The organism is Variovorax sp. (assembly GCF_035634955.1).
Lineage (GTDB): Bacteria > Pseudomonadota > Gammaproteobacteria > Burkholderiales > Burkholderiaceae_C > Variovorax.
This window is the reverse complement of sequence record NZ_DASQBZ010000020.1, coordinates 234,831-257,604: the sequence shown is the minus strand read 5'-3', so window position 1 is coordinate 257,604 and position 22,774 is coordinate 234,831. Positions and strand designations below refer to the sequence as shown.

Below are 22,774 nucleotides of genomic sequence, written 5' to 3'. Positions count from 1 at the left end.
CTCAGAACGCGAGGCGGGCGCGCCGCCTGGCCTCGCCGCGCTGCATCCAGGCGATGAGGCGAGTGCGCAGGCGAGCGCGCCAGCGCTCGAAGGCATTCGGGTTGCTGATGACCTGCGCCTTGTAGAAGGACGGACACAGCACGGCTGCGTGCGAGACTTCGCCGCAGTTGCCGCACCCCACGCAGCTGTCGAGCACGGTGGCCACCGGGTCGGTGCGCAGCGGGTCGGGGTTGGGCTTGATCGACAGCGACGGGCAGCCCGACAGCCGGATGCAGGAGTGGTCGCCGGTGCAGGTGTCGGCATCGACGCCGAACTTCTCTCGCACCACGCGCTCGCCATTGGCAAGCGCCTTGCGCACCAGCGGCTTCTCGCGCCGCTGGCGGTTGAGCATGCATTCGGACTGGGCCACCAGCACCTTCGGGCCTTTTTCCCGGGTGGTCAGTGCCTCGCGCAGTGCGTCGCGCATGCCGGCCACGTCGTAGGTGCGGCGCAGCGTCTTCACCCATTTGACGCCAACGCCGCGCACGGCCCGCTCGATCTCGTGACCGGTGCTGCGCGTGGCGTTGTGCGCGTTCGACGACAGGATGTCCTGCCCGCCGGTGGCCGAGGTGTAGTTGTTGTCCACCACGACGGTGAGGTTGTCGCTTCGGTTGAACACCGCGTTGGCGATGCCGCTGGTCAGGCCGTTGTGCCAGAAGCCGCCGTCGCCCATCACCGAGATGGCGCGTTTGCCCGAAGGCACGTTCAGCGCCGCCGCACCGGCCGCGCCAAGGCCGTAGCCCATGGTGGTGTTGCCCAGGTGGAACGGCGGCAGGATGGAGAACAGGTGGCAGCCGATGTCCGCGCTGATGTGGTGCGGCCCGAGCTCGCGCTCGACCAGCTTCATCGCGCTGAAGATGGGTCGTTCGGGGCAGCCGGTGCAGAAGCCCGGCGGGCGCGCATGCACCACCGCCTCGATCGGCTGCGCCGGCTCCGGCAGTTCGGGCATCGCGGCCTGCGCCGTCGGCACCGGCGCCGGGTCGGCCGCGACGGCCTTGACCGGAATCACCTTGCGCACCGGCTCGGGCCTGGGCTGCGGCTGCAGGCGGCCGTACTTCTCGAAGAAGGCGCGCGCGCCGGCCAGCACCACGGCCGCCGTGTATTCGCCGGCCACCGGCAGCAGGTCCTTGCCATGCAGCGCCGTCGCCACGCCGGCCTGGCGCAGGATGGTGGCCACGTTCTGCTCGACGAAGTTCGGCTGCCCCTCCTCGACCATCAGCACTGCCCGCTTGCCGCTGCAGAAGCGCAGCACCTCGCTGTCGATGACCGGATAGGCCACGTTCATCACGTACAGCGGCACCTTGGAGTTGCCGTAGACGTCGGCCAGGCCCAGGCGCTCGAGCACGCGCAGCGCGGTGTTGTAGCTGCCGCCTTGCACGATCACGCCCAGGTCGTCGGTGCCGTCGGCGAAGAACTCGTTGAGGCCGCGCTCCTCGATGAACTTCACTGCCGCGGGCCAGCGCTCGCGCACTTTTTCCTGCTCGTGCACGAAGCTGGCGGGCGGCAGCACGATGCGCCCGACGTCGCGCCGCGGATTCTCCAGCGCGTCCTTCAGGGTGAAGGCGGGCGGCCGGTTGTCGCCGGCCACGAACTGGCCGTGCACGTGGCAGGCGCGAATGCGCAGTTGCAGCATCACCGGCGTGCGGCTGGCCTCGGACAATTCGAAGCCGGCCTTGACTGCCTCGACGATGGAAGGCAGGTTGGGCCGTGGGTCGAGCAACCAGATCTGCGACTTCATGGCGAAGGCGTGGCTGCGCTCCTGCATGATCGACGAGCCCTCGCCGTAGTCCTCGCCGACGATCACGAGCGCCCCGCCGGTGACGCCGCCCGAGGCCAGGTTGGCCAACGCGTCCGACGCCACGTTGGTGCCCACCGTCGCCTTGAAGGTGACCGCGCCGCGCAGCGGGTAGTTGACCGATGCCGCCAGCGTGGCAGCAGCCGTGGCCTCGCTGGCGCTGTTCTCGAAACGGATGCCCTGCTCGGCCAGGATGTCCTGCGCGTCGGCCAGCACGTCCATCAGGTGCGAGATGGGCGCACCCTGGTAGCCGGCCACGTAGGCCACGCCCGACTCCAGCAGGGCCTTGGTCACGGCCAGAATGCCTTCACCGCTGAAGACGTCGCCGGCGCCCAGCTTCAGCTTCTTGACTTCCTCGACAAAGGACCGCTCAGCCATGGTGCTCCTTGAAAACCCTCGGACGCATCGGCCCGGGACCCGTATATTCTTTAGTCCTGAATCTATCCACAATCATGAATAACCCTAGACACGCAAGCAGCGTGCCCGATGCGCCGGTACGGCGGGGCAGCACGGGGACGGAGGCGCCGCCGCGGCGCTTCGTCGAGGACTACCTGGCCGCATTGCTGGCGCAGGCGAGCCATCTGATCTCGTCCGAGTTCCACGAGGTGGCGCGGCGGCACGGCTTCTCGGTCTCCGAATGGCGGGTGATGGCCTCGCTCGCGGGCGGCGCGGCCATCAGCATCGGACAGCTGGCGCAGGTGTCGGTGATGAAGCAGCCGACCGTCACGCGCATGCTCGACCGGATGGCGGCCAAGGGACACGTCGAACGCCTGCCCCACGAGAGTGACCGGCGCATCACCCTGGTGCGCATCACCGACGCCGGCGAACGCACCGTGGGGCACCTGATGGAGTTGGCGCGCGAGCACGAGCGCCGCGTGCTGGAGCCGTTCGGCCTGCAGTCGGCCGAGGCCCTGAAAGACACGCTGCGGCGCATGATCGAACTGCACCAGCATGCGCCCGACGCCGGCGGCGGCAGCGACGGCGAAGACGACGAGCCTGGCAGCGCGGCCTGAGCCTTCAGGCCACCGGCTGCGCCAGCAGGAAGTCGAGCACTACCCGGGCGAATGCCTGCGGCAACTGGTCCGGCAGCGGCACCATGGCGCCTTCGACGTCGACGATACGCGCCTGCGGCAATCGGGCCGCCAGTTCCTGCGCGTGCGGCGACGCAAACGGATCGAGCGGCGCGCGCACGATGAGCGCGGGCTGCACGACGCGACCGATGCGTTCCTCCATCCGGTAGCCGGCCACCGCGCGATGGCCGCCCTCGATGTCGCCGGCGGCCTTGAGCGCGTCCAGCACGAATGCCTCGAGCAAGCGCGGCTGTCCTTCGGGATAGAAGCCCTGGCGGTTGCGCCACATCTGCAGCAGGTGCGACCCATCGTCCTGGCGCTCGACGGCGTCGATCGGCGGACGTTGCGCGCGCGCCAGCCGGAACTGCGCGTCGGTATACGGCGTGGACGACAGCACGAGCGAGGCGACGCGGCCCGGGAAGGCCGCGGCCAGCTCCACGGCGATCACGCCGCCGGTGTGATGGCCCACCACGTGGGCGCGCCCGATGCCCAACGCCTCGAGCAGATCCGCGGCCACGCCGGCCCAGCGCTCGATGCTGGCCGGCCACGGCGGCGGGGCGGAATCTCCGAAGCCGACGGTATCCATCGCGATCGCATGGAAATGCTGGCCCAGGATGGGCAGCACCTCCCGGTACTCGGCCCAGCTGCGCGGACTCTGGTGCAGCAGCAGCACGGCCGGCGCCGACGGCGCGCCGCTGCTGGCGTAATGGATCTGCCCCACCGGCAGATCAGCGAAGGCACGGCGGATCGCGGGCGCGTTCATGGCGGTACCGTGCTCAGGGCGCGGGTTGCGAGCCTGCCGCGCTATCGGCCGGCGGGCGCCACAGGCCGGCGTGCCGCAGCATGCCCAGCGTGCGCATGAGCACGTCGTCGCGGTAGGCCCGCACGTCGCGCCCGGCATAGTCGTAGAAGCCGCCGCCGGACTTCAGCCCCAGCCGGCCATCGCCGATCATCCGCTCGAGGATTGCAGGCGCCTGGTAGCGGGCCGCGTCGATGCTGGCGGACATCTCGCGGCTGGCGTGGTGCAGGATGTCGGCGCCGCCGAAATCGATGAACTCCACCACCCCCAGCGCGGCGAAGCGCAGGCCGAGGCCATACCGCGTCGCCTTGTCGATCTCCTCCGCGGTGGCGGCGCCCTCCTCGATCATGCGTGCCGCCTCGTTCATCACCAGTGCCTGCAAGCGCGGCACGATGTAGCCCGGCGTGGGGCCGCAGACCACCGGCAGCTTGCCGATCTCCTCCATCAGGGTCTTGGCGCGTTCCAGCACGGCCGGATCGGTGCCCGGATGCCGGCTCAGTTCCACCACCGGGATGACGTAGGCCGGATTGAGCCAGTGGATGTTGAGAAAGCGCTCGGGCCGATGCACGAACTGCGCAATCTGCGTGACCAGGATGCTGCTGGTGGTGCTGGTGAGGATCGCGTGTTCAGGGCAATGCGCATTGATGACCGCGAACGCCTCCCGCTTGGCCTCGAGCGTCTCCGGCACGCCTTCGAACACCAGCTCGGCGGCGGCCAGCGCGCGGGGCGCCGCATCGGCGCGCACCAGCTCCACCCGCGCCGCGATGGCGGGCACCAGTGCCGGCGCGAACATGCCCAGTGCCGCGAGGCCGGACAGGCTCGCCTCGATCTCGCCACGGGCCTCGTCCGCGAGGCGGTCCCAGGCCTGGTCGGTGCGCTGGCGCAGGTCGATCAGCGACACGCGATGGCCGGCATACGCAAAGGCAATGGCGATGCCGCGCCCCATTCGGCCGGCGCCCACCGCCGCGACGCGCGCAGCCGCGGCTTCAGGCGCCGTCATGCAGCCGCTCTTTCAGTGCCTCGGGCGACAGCGCCGCAAGACCCAGTGCGTCGAGCGTGCGCGGGCCATGCCGCAGGTCGCGCCCGAGGAAGCCGCCGACGATGGCCAGCAAGCCATGCGCGACCGGCGCGTCCACCCCGGCGTAGCGCGCCGCGGAAGCCAGGAACGCCAGGCCGAGCTCGGTGTCCTCGGTGATGTAGCGATGGCCGTGCAGGTCGATGTGCTCGCGCCAGTCGCCCGACTTCACGAGCTTCTTGTGCGCGTCGCCGTACATCCACTTGTCGTTGTTGTAGTGATCGGCCAGCGGATAGTGCGGGCCCGCGTGGCCCAGCGCCTCGCGCACCGCCACCCGCTCGGCGTCGAGCCGGTCGGTGACCGCGCGCACGGCGGGCTGGGTGCCCTCGTTGTGGATGTCCCAGCGCTCGAAATGCTGCAGCGGCGCGGCGTTCATGACCATGAGCGGCGGATGGATGACCGGGCCCGCGTTCATCAGCGCGCCCGACAGCGCGTCGCCGCAGCCGTGCACCGCAGGATAGGCCATGCGAATGCGCTCGATGGCCTCCATCTCCTTGCGCGCCGGATACACGCCGGTCGGCAGGTGGATGGCGCGAATGGTGACGTTCACCTCGCGCTCGCCATGCTTGCGTGCAAGGTAGGGCAGCGTGCCGGTCTCGGCCCATGCCACGTCGGCGCGGCTGCCGGCGTCGCGCGCGATCCGCGCCATCACGTAGCTGCCGAACGTGCCCGGCGGCAGGAACACGACCTGCCCGTCGGCCAGGTGGGGCGCCATGGCCCGCGCGATGTCCGCCTGCGCGATCGCCGGCGACGGAATGACGATGAGTTCGGCGCCGCGCATGGCCTCACCAATGTCGCCGCTGGCCATGGCGATGCGCACGTCGCGCTCGCCCTCGGCGTCCTTGAGCCGGATGGTCGAACCGGCCTGCCGCACGGCAGCGAGTGCGGTTGCGTCGCGGCGCCAGAGGCGCACCTCGTGGCCGGCCTCGGACAGGTCGGCGGCGGCGGCGTAGCAGCCGTGGCCCCCGCCCAGGATTGCGATTTTCATCAATGAACATCCGATTGGTTGAGCTGGCACGCCCGACAGGGGCGCGGCCGCCGCATGCGGTGACGCCGGCCCAAGTACATTACTTTTCAAATATTCATGTGTCAATGAGTCTTGCCCTGACCTGCTGACGATCGCATGCGTGCCCGGCGCCCGGGCCGGACAGGACCGGGCCGGCTCCACTCAGCGCCGGATGATGGCGCGATAGCTGAACTGGTCGCCGCGAAAGAACATTTCCGAATGGGTCAGCGGCTGGTCGTTCATGTCGTGCGGCGTGAAGCAGATCCGCAGCAACGGCTCGTCTTCCGGCACTTCGAGCAGCGCGCCGCGGCGTTTGCCCGCGCGCGTCGCGCCGGTCTCGATGTGTGTGCTGCTCAGGCGGTGGCCCAGGGTGCCTTCGAGCAGCGTCATGATGTCGTTGGACTCGGTGTCCTGCCGGCGCAGTGCCTCCATGAGGTCGGGCGCGCCCCATGACGTACCGACGGCCAGCGGCCGGCCATCCACCAGCCGCAGCGTGGTGAGCGCGCTCACCCGTTCCCCGGGCGCCATGCGCAGGGCACGGATTGCATGCGGCGGGGCGGTGGCGTCGCGGCGGAACGAGAGCGTCCGGCCGTGGGCCGCGCGGCCCTTGGCTCGCATGTGCTCGTAGAAGCCCGTCAGCCCACCCAGCTGCGGCAGTTCATGCGGGCGGGTGACAAAGCTGCCCTTGCCGTTGACCTTGCGGATGAAGCCGTTGGCATGCAACGCCGACAAGGCCTGGCGCACGGTGATTCGGCTGACGCCGAACTCCTGCTCCAGTTCTGCCTCCGAGGGCAGCTTGTCGCCCGCGGCGAGTTGCCGGTCGAGGATGCGCTGGCGCAGCGTCGCCTCGATCCGGGCGAACAGCGGAAGCGGGGTGGCGCGCGTCGTGTCTTGCATCGGCTCAGGTGTTGCGCGGCAACGATGCCGCCAACCTGTCATGATAGCTTAGGTGAAAATCCCTAAACCTGTCATGACAGGATGCGGCATCATGCGCGTCCCGGGCCGCGTTTCGCGCGGCTCGCCCGCCTGCCACCGAGCCCACCTTTCGGAGACATCGCCATCATGATCAGGACCATCGCCGCGGCCGCCTGCGCGCTCGCCACCACCCTGCCCGCCGGCTTCGCCTGGAGCCAGGACGCCTTTCCGTCCAGGCCGATTCGCGTGATCGTTCCCTACGCGGCCGGCGGCGTGGTCGACGTCCAGACGCGCGCGGCGACCCAGCGCATGGCCACCGAACTCGGCCAGCCCATCGTGGTCGAGGCCAAGCCGGGAGCTTCCGGAAGCATCGCCGCCGAGTACGTCGCGCGTGCCCCGGCAGACGGCTACACCCTGCTGGTCTCCGCGCCTTTCCTGGTGACGGCGCCGCTGCTGGAAGACAAGCTGCGCTGGAAGCCCCAGGACTTCGCGGCCGTGGGCCGTTTCAGCCTGTCGCCCAGCTATCTCGTCGTGTCCGCGAAGTCGTCGGCAAAGAGCGTGAAGGACGTCGTCGCCATGGCGCGCAAGGCGTCGCCCCCGATGCAATACGGCGACGGCGGCACCGGCACCACCCAGACCATGGCAACCGAGCTGCTCCGTGCCAGCACCGGCGTCAAGCTGGAGGCCGTGGCCTACAAGGGCGCGCCGCCGATGGTGCCGGACCTGATCAACGGATCGTTCGCGTTCGCGGTGCTGCCGTCGAGCGTGGCCTATCCGCACGTGCAGTCGGGCGCCATCCGCGCGCTTGCCAACATGAGCGACCGCCGCTCGCCCCGCCTGCCGGACGTGCCGACCATCGCCGAGGCCGGGTTCCCGCAAGCCACGGCCCTGTCTTGGTACGGCTTGCACGCGCCGGCCGGCACGCCGCCGCAGGTGATCGCGCGGCTGTCGGATGCGCTCAGGCGCTCCACCGACGCCGCCGACACGAAGGAGCGGATGGCCAACGCCGGCGGCGAGGAAGCCTATCTCGACCACGCCGCCTTCGATGCCTTCGTCAAGGAGGACGCCAAGCACTGGACCGACGCGGTGAACCTGATCCGCCGCTAGCCACGCATTCCTTTCCTGTTCCCGACCATGCCCGACCCGACCCAAGACCTCGAACCGTTTCGACAAGCGCTGCGCGACTTCCTGCGCCAGCATCTGCCCACCGACATTCGCGACTCGGTGCGCCGCGGCCAACCCCTGTCCCGCGAGCGCACCATCGCCTGGAATGGCATCCTCGCCGCACATGGCTACCTGGTGCCTCACTGGCCGAAGGAATGGGGCGGCCTCGGCTGGACCGTGAACCAGCAGCTGGCGTTCGACGAGGAGATGTGCACCCACGACGCGCCCGAACTCAACGCCATCACGCTGGACATGATCGGCCCGGTGCTGGTGCGCTACGGCAGCGATGCACAACGCCAGCGCTTCCTGCCGGCCATCGCTTCGGGACAGCAGTGGTGGTGCCAGGGCTACTCGGAGCCGAACGCCGGGTCAGACCTGGCTTCGCTGGCCACGCGCGCCGAGCGCCGCGGCGACCACTACGTCGTGACCGGATCGAAGATCTGGACGTCCTACGCCCAGTACGCCGACTGGATGTTCTGCCTGGTGCGCACCGACACGCAGGTCAAGCAGCAGGCCGGCATTTCGTTCCTGCTGATCGACATGAAGAGCCCGGGCATCACCGTGCGGCCGATCGTCGGCATCCACGGCTGGGTGGTGTTCAACGAGGTGTTCCTCGACAACGTCGAGGTTCCGGTGGACAACCTGGTGGGCGAGGAAAACCAGGGCTGGACGATTGCGAAGTCGCTGCTGGAGTTCGAACGACTGAAGCTGGCACGGGTGGGCGAGAACAAGCGCCGACGCGCACGCTGCCGCACGGTCGCCATGGAGCGCCAGGTCAACGGCCGCCGCATCGCCGAGCACGAGTGGTTTCGCACGCGCTTCGCGCAGCTGGACGCGCGCCTGCTGGCGCTCGAGGCGAACGCCGAGCGCTTCATCGCCCGCGCCCAGGCCGGCGAGCGCATCGGTGCGGACGTCTCCATGCTCAAGCTGCGCGGCAGCCAGCTCATCCAGTTATGGGAAGAACTCACCGTGGACGCGCTCGGCGAGGACGCCCTGCCCCTGGACGCGCAGCGGCTCGAAGGCGGCGGCGATGCGCCGGAAGGTCTGGCCGCCATCGCCGGCACGGCGTCATCGCGCCGCTTCCTCTCGCGCGGCTACACCATCGCCGGGGGCTCCAGCGAGATCCAGCACAACATCCTGGCCAGGCAGGTACTCGGACTATGAGCGACATCACCTTGAACGATGACCAGCGCATGCTGGTCGACAGCGCCCGGCGCTACATCGAACGCGGCTACACCGCGGCGCAGCGCGCGCAGGCCATGGCACGCGAAGACGGTTGCCTGCCTCAGCACTGGTCGGCATTCGCCGAGATGGGCTGGCTGGCCATGGCCGTGCCGGAAAGCCAGGACGGCCTGTCGGCGTCCACGCTCGACCTTTGCCTGCTGGCCGAGGAACAGGGCCGTGGCCTGATCAACGAGCCCTGGCTGGCCAGCGGCGTACTGGCCACCGACCTGATGGCGCGTGCGGCCGCGCCGGCGGTGCAGGACGCATGGCTGCCGGCGCTGGCGCAGGGCGCCCGGCGAATCGCCTTCGTGCCTCGGCAGGCCGCGCTGGTGCTGCGCGCAGACGCGAATGCCCCGCGCCTGGACGGTCGCAGCGGCCTGGTCGTCGGTGCAGCCGGCGCCGATGCCTGGCTCGTGGAAGCCCACAGGCCGGACGGCGGCACGGCCCTGCTGCTCGCGCAGGCCGATCCGTCCGCCATCCGGGTGGAGGCCGTGACCTGCTACGACGGGCGCAGCGCCGCGCGCCTGCATTTCGTGGACGCGCCGGTCCAGCTGCTGGCCGAAGGCGATGCCGCCCTGCTCGCCGTTCAGGCGGCCGAGCGCCGCGCCGGCGTGGTCCATGCCGCCGAGCTCGTCGGCAGCATCCAGCGCGCCTTCGACATCACGCTCGACTACGCGAAGACGCGCCGACAGTTCGGCCGCAGCATCGGCGACAACCAGGTGGTACAGCACCGCCTGGTGGACCTGCTGGTGGAAGTGGAAGAGACACGCGCCCTGGTACGCGCCGCCGCCCGCACGCTGGACGACGATTCGGCTGCGCCGTCGCTGGCCGCCCGTCGCGCCGCAGCCGCGGTGGCGCAGGCCGCAGGTGCCGCGCGGCATGCCTGGAAGGAATGCGTGCAACTGCACGGCGCCATCGGCATGACACAGGAATACGAATTGGGACAGTACGTGCGCCGACTGGCCGCGGCTGCAACGCTCTTCGGCGGTGAAGGGAAGCATCTGGACACGCTCGCCGCGCTGGCGCTGGATGACGCTTCTCTCGCGCGGGAGGCGGCTGCCACATTGGCGTAGGCCCGGTTGAAGGCCGGAAAGCAAAAACGCCCCGTGAGGGGCGTTTTGCTTGGGTCTTTGGCGGAAACGGAGGGATTCGAACCCTCGATGAGGCTCTACACCCCATACTCCCTTAGCAGGGGAGCACCTTCGGCCACTCGGTCACGTTTCCGCTGAAGGCATGATTATGCCATCTTATGCGGCGGGTTGGTCCAGATCGAACGCCTTGTGCAGCGCGCGCACGGCCAGTTCCATGTACTTCTCGTCGATCACCACGGAAGTCTTGATCTCGCTGGTGGAAATCATCTGGATGTTGATGCCCTCTTCGCTGAGCACGCGGAACATCTTGCTGGCCACGCCCACGTGGCTGCGCATGCCGATGCCGACGATACTGACCTTGCAGATCTTGGCGTCGCCCTCGACGGTCGAGGCGCCCAGTGCCGGCAGCACCTGGTTCTTGAGCAATTCGAGCGTCTTGTTGTAGTCGTTGCGATGCACCGTGAACGAGAAGTCGGTCATGCCGTTCTTGCTCAGGTTCTGGATGATCACATCGACCTCGATGTTGGCGTCGGCCACCGCGCCCACGATGTGATAGGCGATGCCCGGCTTGTCCGGCACGCCCAGCACCGAAATCTTGGCTTCGTCGCGGTTGAACGCAATGCCCGAAACGACGGCTTGTTCCATGTTCTCGTCTTCCTCGAAAGTGATCAGCGTGCCGGAGTTGGCTTCTTCCTCGATGTCGATGTCCCAGGGCGTGAAGCTCGACAGCACGCGCAGTGGCACCTTGTACTTGCCGGCGAATTCGACCGAGCGGATCTGCAGCACCTTCGAGCCCAGGCTGGCCATCTCCAGCATTTCCTCGAAGCTCACGGTCTTGAGCCGGCGCGCGTCGGGCTCGACCCGCGGGTCGGTGGTGTAGACGCCGTCCACGTCGGTGAAGATGAGGCACTCGGCCGCCTTCATCGCCGCAGCCACGGCCACCGCCGAGGTATCGCTGCCGCCGCGGCCCAGCGTGGTGATGTTGCCGCTGTCGTCCACGCCCTGGAAACCGGTGATGACGACCACCCTGCCGGCTTCGAGGTCGGCGCGCACGCGCTCGTCGTCGATGCGCTCGATGCGTGCCTTGGTGTAGCTGCTGTCGGTCAGCACCTGCACCTGCCAGCCGGCATAGCTGACCGAGGGAATGCCCTCGGCCTGCAGCGCGAGCGCCAGCAGCGCCGACGACGCCTGCTCGCCGGTGGCAGCCAGCATGTCCAGTTCGCGGCCGTAGGCAGTGTCGGTGCGTCCGGGCGCCAGTTCCTTGGCCAGGCCCAGCAGGCGGTTGGTTTCGCCGCTCATGGCACTGGGCACGACGACCATCTGGTGGCCGGCCCGCACCCATTTGGCCACGCGCTTTGCCACGTTGCGGATGCGCTCGGTCGAGCCCATCGACGTACCGCCGTATTTGTGAACGATCAATGCCATGGGTAATTGTCTAGATGTGAGGATGCCGCCGCTTGCCGAACGTCGATCGCCTGACCGAAGGCTGGTTGGCTTTCCGTCCGCACGGGCACGCTGCGAAGTCGCAAGCTCGCGCCGGCGGACAAGGGCAAGATGGAATCCGGAACTCAGCCACGCCCCTCGGGCGGCAAGGGCGCAGTATTGTACCAATCGAGCACGTCGCCCTGCCGGCGCACGAAGCCGCGGCCTGCCTTGAGGTGCAGGCGGTGCCCGCGGGTACGGCAGGCTTGCACCTGGTCGAGCAGTTCCTCCAGTTGCGCCGCGCTGGGCAGGCAGCCATGTGCACCCTGCAGCCAATGGCGCAGAAGATTGGCCTGTCGCTCGCGCGGCAACCGCTGGAGGTCGGCGATGCGCGGCGGCTCGCCGGTCGCCTCCAGGTCCTGCCGGGCGAGCCCGGCCAGCAATGACTGCGCCTGCGCGGCATGTCGCGCAGAGCGCGCGAACGTGGCGCGGAACTGCGGAAACGCCGCTTCCAGCGCCGGCAGCACCTGGCTGCGGATGCGGTTGCGGGTGAACCGCCCGTCCTGGTTGGTCGGATCCTCGATCCAGGTCTCGCCCTGCGTGCGCAGCCAGTCGCGGATGCCCGCGCCGCTCAGGCCGAGCAAGGGCCGATGCACACGCAGGCTGCCCCAATGCGCCAGCGCGGGCATGCCGGCCAGTCCGCCCAGCCCGGCGCCACGCGACAAGGCCAGCAGAAGCGTTTCGGCCTGGTCGTCCGCATGGTGCGCCAGCGCCACGTCGGCCACTTCGGCGGCCTCCTGCGCGAGCGCGACAAACGCGCCCCGGCGTGCCCGGCGCGCGGCATCCTCCGGGCTTTCTCCCCTGGCGTGCGTGGCATCGACTCGGCGCACTGCCAGGGGCACGTGCCAGCGCGCGCAGGCGGCCCGGCAGTGCGTCTCGAAGTCATCGGCGGCGGCCTGCAAGCCGTGGTGGACGTGCCAGGCCACCACCTGGCCGGGCCAGCGGCGGGCGCAGGCCAGCAACAGCGCACTCGAATCGGCTCCGCCGCTGAAAGCCACCGCCAGCGGCAGACCGGGGGAAAAGGCGGCAACAGCCTTCTCGACGGCAGGGGTTTCATCGGTCGCACAATCCATGGAGCGATTGTGCTTTGGCCGGGCACGGCGGGGATTGCAGGCCGACGCATTGCCCCCAGCTGCAGTGGTGGGCGACAACCGCCCGCCACCGTCAAGGAGGACGCGTCGATGTGGAAGCTCGGTACCCTGTGGTTCGGCCTGCGCCGCGAACTTGCCCTGGCCTGGGCCATGCTGCGCAATCCGGCCACGCCCCTGGCGTCACGGATTGCGATTCTGGCGGCCGCCGCCTACGTGCTGAGCCCGGTGGACCTGGTGTCCGACCTGTTGCCGGTCCTCGGTTGGCTCGACGACGGGGTCGTGGCCGTGATCCTGCTGCGGCTGGCTGCCCGCTGGATGCCGCCGGAGTTGTACGCCGCGCTCAAGTCGCGCGCCGGCCGCCAGGCTTCTGCCCGTCGCGACCCCTGAGGCGCGCGGTCACCGGCTGGCGTGGAGCGGAATCAGCGCGAGTCGGCGCGCGTGTCGGAGAAGCGGCCGTAGCTCTGGAGCCGCTCGTAGCGGCGATCGAGCAGTTCGCGCGGCTTGAGGTCGCTGACCTGGCGGAACGCGTCGCCCAGTGCGCGCTTGAGGAAGACCGCCATCTGCCGGTGGTCGCGATGTGCGCCGCCGACCGGTTCGCTGACGATCTTGTCGACCAGGCCCAGGGCCTTGAGCCGGTGCGCCGTGATGCCCAGGGCATCGGCCGCCTCCTGCGCCTTCTCGCCGGTCTTCCACAGAATGGAAGCACAGCCTTCGGGACTGATGACCGAATACACCGAATACTGCAGCATCAGCACCTGGTCGCCCACCGAGATGGCCAGTGCGCCGCCGGAGCCGCCCTCGCCGATGATGGTGACGATGATCGGCACCTCGAGTTGCGCCATCTCGAAGATGTTGCGCCCGATCGCCTCGGACTGCCCGCGCTCCTCGGCGTCGATGCCCGGATAGGCGCCGGGGGTGTCCACGAAGGTGAACACCGGAAGCTTGAACTTCTCGGCCGTCTTCATGAGGCGCAGCGCCTTGCGATAACCCTCGGGCTTGCTCATGCCGAAGTTGCGCGCGGTGCGTTCCTTGGTGTCGCGCCCCTTCTGGTGACCCAGCACCATGCAGGGCGTGCCGTTGAAACGCGCCAGGCCGCCGACGATGGACAGGTCGTCCGAGAAGTGGCGGTCGCCGTGCAGTTCGACGAAGTCGGTGAAGATCTCGCCCACGTAGTCCAGCGTGTACGGGCGTTCGGGGTGACGGGCGATCTTGGTGATGCGCCAGGGCGTCAGCTCGCTGTAGATGTCCTTGGTGAGCTGCAGGCTTTTCTTGCTGAGCTGGTCGATCTCCTCGGAGATGTCGACGGCGGATTCGCTCTGCACATAGCGCAGCTCCTCGATCTTGGACTCGAGCTCGGCGATGGGCTGCTCAAAGTCGAGGAATGTTCTTTTGGCCACGGCTAACTCCAATTGCTCCAGTTGTCCGGTCTATTGAATCTTTGGCACTAATAGGCAACCGGCACAGGCTCGAGTGATCGCCAAATATACCAAGTCGCCACGCTGCAGTAGGGGCTCCAGGCGGCCGCCACCTCGCGCGCATCGCTGCGGCTGACCGACTCGCCGGAGAAATAGTTGTGGCTGATGCCGGCGATGAGGCCCGCGTCGTCGAGCGGCAGCACGTTCGGACGCAGGAGGTGGAACATGAGGAACATCTCGGCCGTCCAGCGGCCGATGCCGCGGATGGCCACCAGCTCGGCGATGATGTCCTCGTCGTCCATGTTCTTCCAGGCGTCGACGTGCACCGTGCCGTTGGCGAAGTGCAGCGCCAGGTCCACCAGGTATTCGACCTTGCGGGCCGACAACCCGGCGGCGCGCATGTCGTCCACCTTGAGCTTGAGCACGGTGGCCGGCGTCATGCGGCGCGGCAACCTGGCGAAGCGGTCCCAGACGGCCTGCGCCGACTTCACCGAGATCTGCTGGCCGACGATGCTGCGGGCCAGCGTGGTGAACGCGTCGCCGCGCGACTCCAGGCAGGCGTCGCCGAACTGCGGGATCAGCCGGCGCATCACGCGGTCCTTCCTGGCCAGGTGCTTGCACGCATCTTCCCAGTAGTCGGGCGTGAAGACCTGAACGGGCATGTCGCTGGTGGCCACCGGGTCGTTCTCCTGCCGGCTCACTGAGCCGCTGCCCAGGTGGTGCCGGCGGCGGAGTCCTTCAGGACGATGCCCTGCTGCAGCAACTCCTGCCGGATCCGGTCCGCCTCGGCGAAGTCCCTGGCAGCCTTGGCGGCGGCGCGCAGTGCGATCAGCCGCTCGATCTCCGCTTCGTCCAGCGTCGTGCCGGCGCGCAGAAAGTCGTCGGGCTCGCCCTGCAGCAGGCCAAGGCACTTGCCCAGCGCGCGCAGCAGGCCGGCCAGGCGGTCCGCTTCCGCGTCCGTGGCGGCGCGGTTGATCGCGCCGGCCAAGTCGAACAAGACGGCCACCGCCTCGGGTGTGCCGAAATCCTCGTCCATCGCGGCCTTGAAGCGCGCGGCGTACGGGTCGCGCCAGTCGATGGCCGGCATTGCCGGCGCCGCCGAGCGCTGCAACGCGGTGTACAGGCGCCTGAGCGCGGCGCGCGCATCCTGCAGGTGCGCATCGCTGTAGTTCAGCGGGCTGCGGTAGTGCGCGCGCAACACGAAGAAGCGCACCGTCTCCGGGTCGAAGACCTTGAGTACATCGCGGATCAGGAAGAAGTTGCCCAGGCTCTTGGACATCTTCTCGTTGTCGATGTTGATGAAGCCGTTGTGCATCCACACCTGCGCGAACGGCTTGCCGGTGGCGCCTTCGCTTTGCGCGATCTCGTTCTCGTGGTGCGGAAACTGCAGGTCGGCCCCGCCGCCATGGATGTCGAAGCTCTCGCCCAGCAGGTCGCACGCCATGGCCGAGCACTCGATGTGCCAGCCGGGACGGCCGGCGCCGAAGTCGCTCGGCCACTTCACCTCGGCCGGTTCCTCGGCCTTGGCGCGCTTCCACAGCACCGGATCGAGCGGATCGTCCTTGCCCTCGAGCACGGCAACGCGTTCTCCGGCGTGCAACTCGTCGAGCGACTTGCCCGACAGCTTGCCGTAGCCCGGGAACTTGCGCACCGCGTAGTTCACGTCGCCGTTGGCGGCGCGATAGGCCAGGCCCTTGCGCTCGAGGGTTCCGATCATGGCGAGCATCTGCGGCACGTACTCGGTCGCGCGCGGCTCGTGCGTCGGGCGCTCGATGCCCAGTGCATCTGCATCCTGGTGCAGCGCGTCGATCATGCGATCGGTCAGGCTGCGAATCGACTCGCCGTTCTCGACGGCGCGCCGGATGATCTTGTCGTCCACGTCGGTGATGTTGCGCACGTAGGTGACGTCGAAGCCGCTGCACTTGAGCCAGCGCTGGACGGCATCGAAGGCCAGCATCGAGCGGGCGTGCCCGAGGTGACAGTAGTCGTACACCGTCATGCCGCAGACGTACATGCGGACCGTACCGGGCCGCAACGGGGAAAACTCCTCCAACTCACGCGAGAGCGTGTTGTAGATGCGCAGACTCATGGGATTCGACAAAGACGCCGGTTCGGTGCCCGAAGGATGGAATTCGCGTACGGGCAAGCGACGCTTTATTTCAGGAAAGTGAGGCCCTGGCAAGTGGGTCGCGTTGATGCCGTGCCGACGCAGCGCTGTCGCCGCATCGGCCCCGCTGCGGCTGCCTGCCGCGCTGGCGCGTGGCCTTCGGGCGCCAGTGCCTCGGCTACAATGGGCCAGCGAGTATAACGGCCTCGGCCGTGCGCCCTCATCATCTCCGAGGCTTCATGCAGCAGGTCGACTTTTCACGTATCCGTCACTGCCTTTTCCGCCCATTCCGCCGTATCCGCCCCGCCCTGTCCGGGGGGTGCGCGGCCCGGCTTGCCGCCGCGCTGCTGTTCGCTGCATTCGGCGCCGCCCATGCCGACCAGTACGACGACGTCAGCGCGCTGCTGCGCCAGGGCAATGCCCACGAGGCGCTGATCAAATCCGAGGCGTACATCGCCAGCAACCCGCGCGATCCCCAGATGCGCTTCCTGCGCGGCGTCATCCTCACCAACCAGGGCCGGCAGGCCGAGGCCGTCGAGGCGTTCACGGCGTTGACGCGAGAATTCCCCGAACTGGCCGAGCCCTTCAACAACCTGGCCGCCCTGTATGCCGCCCAGGGAGAGTTCGACAAGGCCGCCGACGCACTGCAGTCCGCCCTGAAGATCAACCCCAACTACGCCACGGCGCGCGAGAACCTGGGCGACGTGTACGTGCGTCTGGCCGCGCAGTCCTATCAGCGGGCCCAGCAACTGGAAAAGGGCAACGCCACCATTGCGCCCAAGCTCGAGCTGCTGCGGCAGGTGTTCGCACCGGCGGCGCCGGCTGCGAAACCGGCGCCGCCCCGCCCGGCCGGCAACGGCGGCGCCGTACGCTGACCAACGCCGGGCCGCAAATGACGGCCCGGGCTTCCTTCATCTCCTCGCAAAGGGCCAAGTCCTTGAATTCCACTGCTTTCTCGCGCCGCAGCCTTCTTGCCGCCTTCGGCATGTCCTTGTTGATCGGCAGCAGCGCCTGGGCACAGACCGCCGCTGCAGGCCAGCCGCGCGTCAAGCTCGCCACCACCGCCGGCGACATCGTGCTCGAACTCGACCCCGCCAAGGCACCGAAGACGGTCGCCAACTTCCTGCAGTACGTCAAGGACAAGCACTACGACGGGACGATCTTCCACCGCGTGATCGACGGCTTCATGATCCAGGGCGGCGGCTACACCGCCGACATGAAGGAAAAGGCAACGCGTGCGCCGATCCCCCTCGAGGCCGACAATGGCTTGAAGAACGACGCCTACACCATCGCCATGGCCCGCACCGGCGACCCCAATTCGGCCACCTCGCAGTTCTTCATCAACGTGAAGAACAACGACATGCTCAATGCGCCGAAGCCCGACGGGCACGGCTACGCCGTGTTCGGCAAGGTGGTCTCGGGCCAGGCCGTGGTCGACAAGATCCGCGCAGTCTCCACCGGGCGCAAGGGCGGCATGCAGGACGTGCCCCAGCAGCCGGTGGTCATCCAGTCCGCCACCCTCGTGGCACCCTGAACCTTATCCATCTTTCCAGGAGGTCAACATCATGAGCAATCCCCAAGTCGAACTGCACATCCGCGATCTGGGCGTCATCGTCCTCGAACTCGACGCGGCCAAGGCCCCCAAGACGGTGGCCAACTTCGTCGACTACGTGAAGAAGGGCCAGTACGACGGCACCGTGTTCCACCGCGTCATTCCCGGCTTCATGGTGCAAGGCGGCGGCTTTGAGCCCGGCATGCAGCAAAAGCCCACCGGCGAACAGATCGAGAACGAGGCCAACAACGGCCTGAAGAACGACAAGTACACGGTGGCGATGGCGCGTACCAGCGCGCCGCATTCGGCCAGCGCGCAGTTCTTCATCAACGCTGCCAACAACGATTTCCTTAACCACACGGCGCCCACCGCGCAGGGTTGGGGCTACGCCGTCTTCGGCAAGGTGGTCTCGGGCACCGACGTCGTCGATCGCATCGAGCGCACCAAGACCGGTCGCCGCGGCTTCCATGACGACGTGCCGGTGGACGACGTCGTGGTCGACAAGGCCGTGGTCATCGCCGAATAGGCAATCCCGCGCCCGCCCTGGCTGCCATGAACACGCCTGCGCAGGCCTTTCCGGAACTGCTGGCGCCGCCCGCTTGGCGCATGATCGACATCATCTCGGATCTGCACCTGCAGCCCGGGCAGCCCGCGACAGTCGAAGCCTGGCGCGGCTATCTGCAGACCACGCCGGCCGATGCCATCTTCATCCTGGGCGATCTGTTCGAGGTGTGGGTCGGTGACGACGCGGCCGACGCGCCCGGCTTCGAGGCGCAGTGCGCACAGTGGCTGCGCGAGACGTGCGCGCAGCGCGCCGTCTACTTCATGCACGGCAACCGCGACTTCCTGCTTGGCGAGCGCTTTGCGGCGCAAGCCGGCTTCACGCTCCTGCAGGACCCGACCGTGCTCGTGTTCATGGACGAGCGCTGGCTGCTCAGCCACGGCGACGCCCTGTGCCTGGACGACACCGAGTACCAGCAGATGCGCCGGCAGGTTCGCAGTGCGCAATGGCAACAGGCCGTGCTGGCCCAGCCGCTCGAGCAGCGCCGGACGCTGGCTCGCTCGGCGCGCGCCCAGAGCGAGGCACGCCAGCAGGCCCCTGGCATGGTCTGGGCCGATGTGGACTCCGCCGCCGCGCACGAATGGTTGGTGCGCGCCGGTGCGGCCACGCTCGTGCATGGCCACACCCATCGTCCCGCCGAGCATGACCTCGGCGACGGCCTGCGTCGCGTGGTGCTCAGCGACTGGGATGCGGACGCCCGCCCGCCGCGTGCCCAGGTGCTGTGCCTGACGGCCGCCGGCATGAAGCGCGTGGACCTGCGCTGAAGGCCGTGGGCGCGCCACTGACTCGTTCATGCTGACTCGCTGGCTTCGCGGCCTTCGCGCGGCGCCGGCGATCCCCGACGGCGCGTGGCGCTCAGCGCTGGCCCGCTATCCCTTTCTCGCCGACCGATCCCCGGCCGACCTCGAGCGCCTGCGCCGAATGGCGGCCGAGTTCCTGCGCGACAAGCGCTTCCATGGCGCCCACGGCTTCACCATTACCGATGAGGTGGCGCTGGCCGTCGCGGCGCAGGCCGTGCTGCCGGTGCTGCACCTGCCCGGCGGTCTGGACTGGTATGACGATTTCGTCGGCGTGGTCGTGCACCGGTCCGAAGTCGTGGCCACCCGGCAGGTCACGGACGAAGCCGGCGTGGTGCACGAGTACGACGAAGTCGTGGCCGGCGAAGCCATGCAGCACGGTCCCGTGATGCTGAGCTGGCAGGACGTTCTGGCCAGCAGCATCACGCATGACGAAGGCTACAACGTGGTGATCCACGAGTTCGCCCACAAGATCGACATGCGCGACGGACTGGCCGACGGTTGTCCGCCGCTGCCGCCCGGCTTTCTCGGCACCCGCGGAGCGCGCGCGGCCAGGGCCGCGTGGGACGAGGCCATGCAGCCGGCCTACGACGGCCTGCGCGAACAGGTCATCATGGCCGAACGCTTCGGCGGCGAGGAGCCCTGGCTCGACCCCTATGCCGCGCAGTCGATCACCGAGTTCTTCGCCGTGTCCTGCGAAGCGTATTTCGTGACCCGGCTCCGTTTCGCCCAGGAATATCCTGGGCTGCTGCGCCTTTTCGACGCGTTCTTTCTAGGCGGACAGGTGCAGGCAGGCTAAGGCGGGCAGCGGCGGGCCAGGCTTGCGCCGAGCCCGCCCGCTCGCTGCGCCTAGCGGCGCAGCAGCGCCTTCAGCGCCGCCTGCAGGCGACGGGCGGTGCCTGCGTCGTGCGGCGAGACCAGCACCTTGCCGACGTCCTCGCCCCAGGTCTGGGCCGGGCTCGGATCGGCCCGGCGCGTCAGCAGCTTCAGCTGCAGGGCACGGCGTGCTTCCAGCTGTTCGGCCGGCGTCGGGACTTCGGCCGCCATCTCCAGGCGCAACAGCGACTCGCTGGCCGCATCGTCCGGCCGGGCCGGCGCGCCGAGCGACTGCTGCCATTGGCCGCGGACCGCCGGCGACACGGCGCGGCCCAGTTCCTGCACGCTGGGCAACTGGCCCGCATCGCGCTTTTCCCAGGCCGTCATGAGTTGGGTGAGCGCCTCGCCATGCGCCTGCGAAGCCAGCTTGCGCAGCGCGGCCTGCGCGTGCTCGATCGCATCGCGCTGGGCCCGGAACGCCGTGTCGCCCAGCCGCGGCCGGTCCGCGCCCGGGCGTGGCGAACGTTCGCGATCGCCGAAGCGGTCGTTGGAGCGGCCGCCACGGTCGGCGCCACGCGGCCCGCCACGGCTGTCACGGCCGTCGCGCCGGTCGCCCGCCCTTCCGCCGCGCGCGTCCGCGCCAGCGTCGGCCTTGCGTGCGCCGGGCCGATCGTCGCCGCGCACGGCCACCACGGGCTTGCGCGGCGCCGGCGGCGGCGCAGGCGTCTCGGGTTGGGCCGCAACGGCCGATGGCTCTTCACTGCCTTCGGTCGCCGGGGCTTCCTCGGCCGGCGTCGCGTCAGCCGCCGGCGCGTCGTCGGCCGGTGCGGGCGACGCCGCCGCTGCATCCGCCGGCGCACCTGCGGCGGCAGCCGCGGCCGGCGGCGCCGCCGGCGCTTCGGCCGCCGGGGCTTCGCCGCGCATGGCGGCTTCGAGCGCCGCCATGGCCGCGCGGATCTTCTGCGCGTCGCCCTCGGCGTTGGCGGCCTCGAGCGCCTTGGCCGCGATCAGGACCTGGCGATCGAATCCGCTGGTGGCCGCCGCGGCCTTTTCGCGTTCGGCAGTCTTGCGGTTGAACGCTTCGTCGATGGGCGCACGGAAGGCGTCCCACAACTTCTGTTCCTGGCGGCGGTCCATGGGAACGCCTTGCGCTTCGGCTTGCCAGCGCTGCTGCAGCGCCCGCACCGCATCGATGCGCAATTGCGGCGCGGCGCCCAACTCGGCCGCCTCGGCGATCATGGCCTGGCGGCGCTCCATGCTGGCCTTCTGCGCCGCTTCGAGCGGCGCGCGAGCGGCGGCGAAGGCTTCGCTCCACTGCGCCTGCAGGTCGGCGAAAAGCTTTTCGCCCACATGGCCACCATCGCGCCAGCGGTCAGCGAACTGGTGCAGCGCACGGTTGTGGGCCTTGAAGTCGGTGTCCTGAGCGTGGGCCGCGCCCCAGGCCTTGAGTTCTTCGATCAGCGCCAGGCGCAAGGCCTTGTGCTCGGCAGCGTCGGCACGAACCTTCTCGAGCCAGGCCTCGACCACCTTGTGCGCCTCGTTGCACGCTTCGTCGAAGCGCTTCCACAAGGCGTGGTTGGGCATGCCGCCCTGATCGGTCTTCTTCCATTGCTCGCGCAGCGCGCGCAGGTTTTCCTGCATCTTGCGGCCGCCGAGTGCCTGTCCCTCGGGACGGTGCAGCAGGGCCTCGGCCTTGGCGACCAGTTCCTCGCGCACCTTGTCCGCGCTCCAGCGCTGCCAGCCCTCGAGCTCGCCAGCGGCCACCAGGGCGGCATGCACTTCGCCTTCGAGCGGCTGCTCGACCAGGCGGCCGTGTTCCTTGAGGACGGCGCGCAAGGCGGCCGAGGCGCTGGCAGTGCCCTTGCCATGGCCTTGCGCGGTTTCTTCCTTGAGCTTGTCGAGCGCGGCCTGCACGGCCTGGATCGCGGCGCTGCGTGCCGCCGGATCGACCTTGGGCCCGCGCGGCGCCGCCGGGCGCTCCGCGGCGGCGGCCGGTGCCGCCTCGGGCGGCAGCCCGCGCGCGGCGCGCAGTTCGTCGGCCCAGACCGGCACGGGCGGCAGCGGCGCGGCCGCATCGGTGGCCGCGGCAACCGCCTGGGCCAATGCGGCCTGGAAGGCGTCGGAAACGGCCAGCAACTGCGCACGGGACGCGTCGAGCTGCGTCGGCAGGCGCACGTCCAGGCTGTTCCAGTTGGGATCGCCGGCGATCTCGCCAGCCTGCTGCTTCCATGCGGAAACGTCCGCGGCCAGCGCGTCGCCGGTCGCCTGGGCATCCTGCCAGCCCTTGGTGGACAGCACTTCGAAGCGCTGCACCAGGAGCACGGCCGCCTCGCGGTGCACCTGCACCCGGTGCTGCAGGTCTTCGACGCCCTTGACCCGCTCGGCCAGGCGCTGGCGCAGGCCGGCCAGCGGCTCGCGCGACAGCGGCGCGCCGGCCTTGGCGGCGTCGCGCTGCCAGGCCAGGGCATCGGCGATGTTCATGCGCGGCTGGTCGAGCAGGACCTGCGCCTTCTGCTCCCATTCGGCGGCAATGGCGGCCTGGTCGCGTGCGCGGCGCGCCTCGTCCAGCTTTTCGCGCACCAGCCGCGCCGCGCCCTTGTCACGGCCGCTGAGCTCCTTGAACACTTCCTGCAACTGTTCGGCGGCCGGGCCGCGCGCCAGCCAGTCGCGCACGCGCTGGGCGCGTTCGCCCGCCGTCGGCGCAGTGAAGGCGCCGCCAGTGAGAGCGTCGAGTGCCTGGATGTCGTGGGGCTTGTGGGTGGTGGAAGTCACGT

At 69.2% G+C, this 22,774-nt stretch carries 21 protein-coding genes and 1 tRNA gene; 10 read left to right on the top strand and 12 right to left on the bottom strand.

The features are described from left to right. Position 1: 1 nt before the first annotated feature. Positions 2–2,212, bottom strand: coding sequence for an indolepyruvate ferredoxin oxidoreductase subunit alpha (locus VES41_RS10560; RefSeq protein WP_324816410.1), 2,211 nt, complete (start codon positions 2,210–2,212; stop codon positions 2–4). 74 nt (positions 2,213–2,286) lie between these two features. Between VES41_RS10560 and VES41_RS10555 the strand changes: the two genes are divergently transcribed. After that, positions 2,287–2,847, top strand: a complete 561-nt coding sequence (locus tag VES41_RS10555) for a MarR family winged helix-turn-helix transcriptional regulator (protein ID WP_324816408.1) — start codon at positions 2,287–2,289, stop codon at positions 2,845–2,847. A 4-nt stretch (positions 2,848–2,851) separates the two neighbouring features. Here VES41_RS10555 and VES41_RS10550 read toward each other — a convergent pair whose 3' ends face one another. From VES41_RS10550 to VES41_RS10535, 4 genes are all read right to left on the bottom strand, one after another. Next, positions 2,852–3,667: an alpha/beta hydrolase gene (locus VES41_RS10550; protein WP_324816406.1), complete on the bottom strand. Its 816-nt coding sequence runs from the start codon at positions 3,665–3,667 to the stop codon at positions 2,852–2,854. A gap of 13 nt (positions 3,668–3,680) precedes the next feature. Next, positions 3,681–4,703, bottom strand: a complete 1,023-nt coding sequence (locus tag VES41_RS10545; RefSeq protein ID WP_324816405.1) for a 3-hydroxybutyryl-CoA dehydrogenase — start codon at positions 4,701–4,703, stop codon at positions 3,681–3,683. Next, positions 4,690–5,766, bottom strand: a complete 1,077-nt coding sequence (locus tag VES41_RS10540) for an NAD/NADP-dependent octopine/nopaline dehydrogenase family protein (protein ID WP_324816403.1) — start codon at positions 5,764–5,766, stop codon at positions 4,690–4,692. The genes VES41_RS10545 and VES41_RS10540 overlap by 14 nt, the downstream gene beginning before the upstream one ends. Positions 5,767–5,946: 180 nt before the next feature. Further along, entirely contained in the window at positions 5,947–6,681 is a 735-nt protein-coding gene (locus VES41_RS10535; protein WP_324816402.1) for a GntR family transcriptional regulator, read from the bottom strand. Between the two features lie 165 nt (positions 6,682–6,846). On the opposite strand from VES41_RS10535, the gene VES41_RS10530 reads away from it, so the two are divergent. From VES41_RS10530 to VES41_RS10520, 3 genes are read left to right on the top strand one after another with little or no spacing between them, the layout of a single operon-like run. Next, the gene (locus VES41_RS10530) at positions 6,847–7,806 is read left to right on the top strand and encodes a tripartite tricarboxylate transporter substrate binding protein (RefSeq protein ID WP_324816400.1); all 960 of its coding nucleotides are present in this window, start codon (positions 6,847–6,849) and stop codon (positions 7,804–7,806) included. 27 nt (positions 7,807–7,833) lie between these two features. After that, on the top strand, positions 7,834–9,027 hold the full coding sequence (locus VES41_RS10525) for an acyl-CoA dehydrogenase family protein (protein ID WP_324816399.1): 1,194 nt from the start codon (positions 7,834–7,836) through the stop codon (positions 9,025–9,027). Then, positions 9,024–10,160 (top strand): acyl-CoA dehydrogenase family protein, encoded by a 1,137-nt coding sequence (locus VES41_RS10520; RefSeq protein ID WP_324816398.1) that lies wholly within the window; start codon positions 9,024–9,026, stop codon positions 10,158–10,160. The genes VES41_RS10525 and VES41_RS10520 overlap by 4 nt, the downstream gene beginning before the upstream one ends. A gap of 58 nt (positions 10,161–10,218) precedes the next feature. On the opposite strand, the gene VES41_RS10515 is transcribed toward VES41_RS10520, so the two are convergent. The 3 genes from VES41_RS10515 to tilS all read right to left on the bottom strand — a co-directional run bounded on the left by VES41_RS10515 (position 10,219) and on the right by tilS (position 12,733). Then, positions 10,219–10,311: transfer RNA gene (locus VES41_RS10515), tRNA-Ser, on the bottom strand. 23 nt (positions 10,312–10,334) lie between these two features. Continuing rightward, positions 10,335–11,603, bottom strand: coding sequence for an aspartate kinase (locus tag VES41_RS10510; RefSeq protein WP_324816397.1), 1,269 nt, complete (start codon positions 11,601–11,603; stop codon positions 10,335–10,337). A gap of 143 nt (positions 11,604–11,746) precedes the next feature. Beyond that, the gene (tilS, locus tag VES41_RS10505; protein ID WP_324816396.1) at positions 11,747–12,733 is read right to left on the bottom strand and encodes a tRNA lysidine(34) synthetase TilS; all 987 of its coding nucleotides are present in this window, start codon (positions 12,731–12,733) and stop codon (positions 11,747–11,749) included. 108 nt (positions 12,734–12,841) lie between these two features. Here tilS and VES41_RS10500 point away from each other — a divergent pair, with 108 nt between their 5' ends. After that, on the top strand, positions 12,842–13,138 hold the full coding sequence (locus VES41_RS10500) for a YkvA family protein (RefSeq protein WP_324816394.1): 297 nt from the start codon (positions 12,842–12,844) through the stop codon (positions 13,136–13,138). A gap of 32 nt (positions 13,139–13,170) precedes the next feature. Here the strand turns inward: VES41_RS10500 and VES41_RS10495 are convergent, their stop codons facing one another. Genes VES41_RS10495 through cysS form a run of 3 tightly spaced genes read right to left on the bottom strand, consistent with a single transcriptional unit; the run spans position 13,171 to position 16,255 of the window. Continuing rightward, positions 13,171–14,148 carry an acetyl-CoA carboxylase carboxyltransferase subunit alpha gene (locus tag VES41_RS10495; RefSeq protein ID WP_324816392.1) on the bottom strand — a complete coding sequence of 326 codons (978 nt, stop codon included), beginning with the start codon at positions 14,146–14,148 and terminating at the stop codon, positions 13,171–13,173. A gap of 47 nt (positions 14,149–14,195) precedes the next feature. Then, positions 14,196–14,828: a DNA-3-methyladenine glycosylase 2 family protein gene (locus tag VES41_RS10490; RefSeq protein WP_324816482.1), complete on the bottom strand. Its 633-nt coding sequence runs from the start codon at positions 14,826–14,828 to the stop codon at positions 14,196–14,198. 35 nt (positions 14,829–14,863) lie between these two features. Beyond that, positions 14,864–16,255 (bottom strand): cysteine--tRNA ligase, encoded by a 1,392-nt coding sequence (gene cysS, locus VES41_RS10485; protein WP_324816391.1) that lies wholly within the window; start codon positions 16,253–16,255, stop codon positions 14,864–14,866. A 257-nt stretch (positions 16,256–16,512) separates the two neighbouring features. Here cysS and VES41_RS10480 point away from each other — a divergent pair, with 257 nt between their 5' ends. The 5 genes from VES41_RS10480 to VES41_RS10460 all read left to right on the top strand — a co-directional run bounded on the left by VES41_RS10480 (position 16,513) and on the right by VES41_RS10460 (position 19,983). Further along, positions 16,513–17,148: a tetratricopeptide repeat protein gene (locus tag VES41_RS10480; protein ID WP_324816389.1), complete on the top strand. Its 636-nt coding sequence runs from the start codon at positions 16,513–16,515 to the stop codon at positions 17,146–17,148. A 110-nt stretch (positions 17,149–17,258) separates the two neighbouring features. Further along, complete coding sequence (locus VES41_RS10475) at positions 17,259–17,807, top strand: peptidylprolyl isomerase (RefSeq protein WP_324816481.1); 549 nt, start codon at positions 17,259–17,261, stop codon at positions 17,805–17,807. Between the two features lie 31 nt (positions 17,808–17,838). Next, the gene (locus tag VES41_RS10470; RefSeq protein WP_324816388.1) at positions 17,839–18,351 is read left to right on the top strand and encodes a peptidylprolyl isomerase; all 513 of its coding nucleotides are present in this window, start codon (positions 17,839–17,841) and stop codon (positions 18,349–18,351) included. Positions 18,352–18,377: 26 nt separating this feature from the next. Beyond that, complete coding sequence (locus VES41_RS10465) at positions 18,378–19,151, top strand: UDP-2,3-diacylglucosamine diphosphatase (protein ID WP_324816387.1); 774 nt, start codon at positions 18,378–18,380, stop codon at positions 19,149–19,151. 31 nt (positions 19,152–19,182) lie between these two features. Further along, positions 19,183–19,983 (top strand): M90 family metallopeptidase, encoded by an 801-nt coding sequence (locus VES41_RS10460; protein ID WP_324816479.1) that lies wholly within the window; start codon positions 19,183–19,185, stop codon positions 19,981–19,983. A 50-nt stretch (positions 19,984–20,033) separates the two neighbouring features. Here VES41_RS10460 and VES41_RS10455 read toward each other — a convergent pair whose 3' ends face one another. After that, positions 20,034–22,772, bottom strand: coding sequence for a DUF349 domain-containing protein (locus tag VES41_RS10455; protein ID WP_324816386.1), 2,739 nt, complete (start codon positions 22,770–22,772; stop codon positions 20,034–20,036). Between the last annotated feature and the right edge of the window lie 2 nt (positions 22,773–22,774).

Bases quoted from the DNA above. Each gene is read 5' to 3' on its own strand.
- VES41_RS10510 (WP_324816397.1), bottom strand. From the start codon at position 11,603: ATGGCATTGATCGTTCACAAATACGGCGGTACGTCGATGGGCTCGACC.
- VES41_RS10555 (WP_324816408.1), top strand. From the start codon at position 2,287: ATGAATAACCCTAGACACGCAAGCAGCGTGCCCGATGCGCCGGTACGG.
- VES41_RS10465 (WP_324816387.1), top strand. From the start codon at position 18,378: ATGAACACGCCTGCGCAGGCCTTTCCGGAACTGCTGGCGCCGCCCGCT.
- cysS (WP_324816391.1), bottom strand. From the start codon at position 16,255: ATGAGTCTGCGCATCTACAACACGCTCTCGCGTGAGTTGGAGGAGTTT.
- VES41_RS10500 (WP_324816394.1), top strand. From the start codon at position 12,842: ATGTGGAAGCTCGGTACCCTGTGGTTCGGCCTGCGCCGCGAACTTGCC.
- VES41_RS10475 (WP_324816481.1), top strand. From the start codon at position 17,259: ATGTCCTTGTTGATCGGCAGCAGCGCCTGGGCACAGACCGCCGCTGCA.
- VES41_RS10490 (WP_324816482.1), bottom strand. From the start codon at position 14,828: ATGCCCGTTCAGGTCTTCACGCCCGACTACTGGGAAGATGCGTGCAAG.
- VES41_RS10535 (WP_324816402.1), bottom strand. From the start codon at position 6,681: ATGCAAGACACGACGCGCGCCACCCCGCTTCCGCTGTTCGCCCGGATC.
- VES41_RS10540 (WP_324816403.1), bottom strand. From the start codon at position 5,766: ATGAAAATCGCAATCCTGGGCGGGGGCCACGGCTGCTACGCCGCCGCC.
- VES41_RS10470 (WP_324816388.1), top strand. From the start codon at position 17,839: ATGAGCAATCCCCAAGTCGAACTGCACATCCGCGATCTGGGCGTCATC.
- VES41_RS10550 (WP_324816406.1), bottom strand. From the start codon at position 3,667: ATGAACGCGCCCGCGATCCGCCGTGCCTTCGCTGATCTGCCGGTGGGG.
- VES41_RS10525 (WP_324816399.1), top strand. From the start codon at position 7,834: ATGCCCGACCCGACCCAAGACCTCGAACCGTTTCGACAAGCGCTGCGC.
- VES41_RS10530 (WP_324816400.1), top strand. From the start codon at position 6,847: ATGATCAGGACCATCGCCGCGGCCGCCTGCGCGCTCGCCACCACCCTG.
- VES41_RS10480 (WP_324816389.1), top strand. From the start codon at position 16,513: ATGCAGCAGGTCGACTTTTCACGTATCCGTCACTGCCTTTTCCGCCCA.
- tilS (WP_324816396.1), bottom strand. From the start codon at position 12,733: ATGGATTGTGCGACCGATGAAACCCCTGCCGTCGAGAAGGCTGTTGCC.
- VES41_RS10520 (WP_324816398.1), top strand. From the start codon at position 9,024: ATGAGCGACATCACCTTGAACGATGACCAGCGCATGCTGGTCGACAGC.
- VES41_RS10545 (WP_324816405.1), bottom strand. From the start codon at position 4,703: ATGACGGCGCCTGAAGCCGCGGCTGCGCGCGTCGCGGCGGTGGGCGCC.
- VES41_RS10560 (WP_324816410.1), bottom strand. From the start codon at position 2,212: ATGGCTGAGCGGTCCTTTGTCGAGGAAGTCAAGAAGCTGAAGCTGGGC.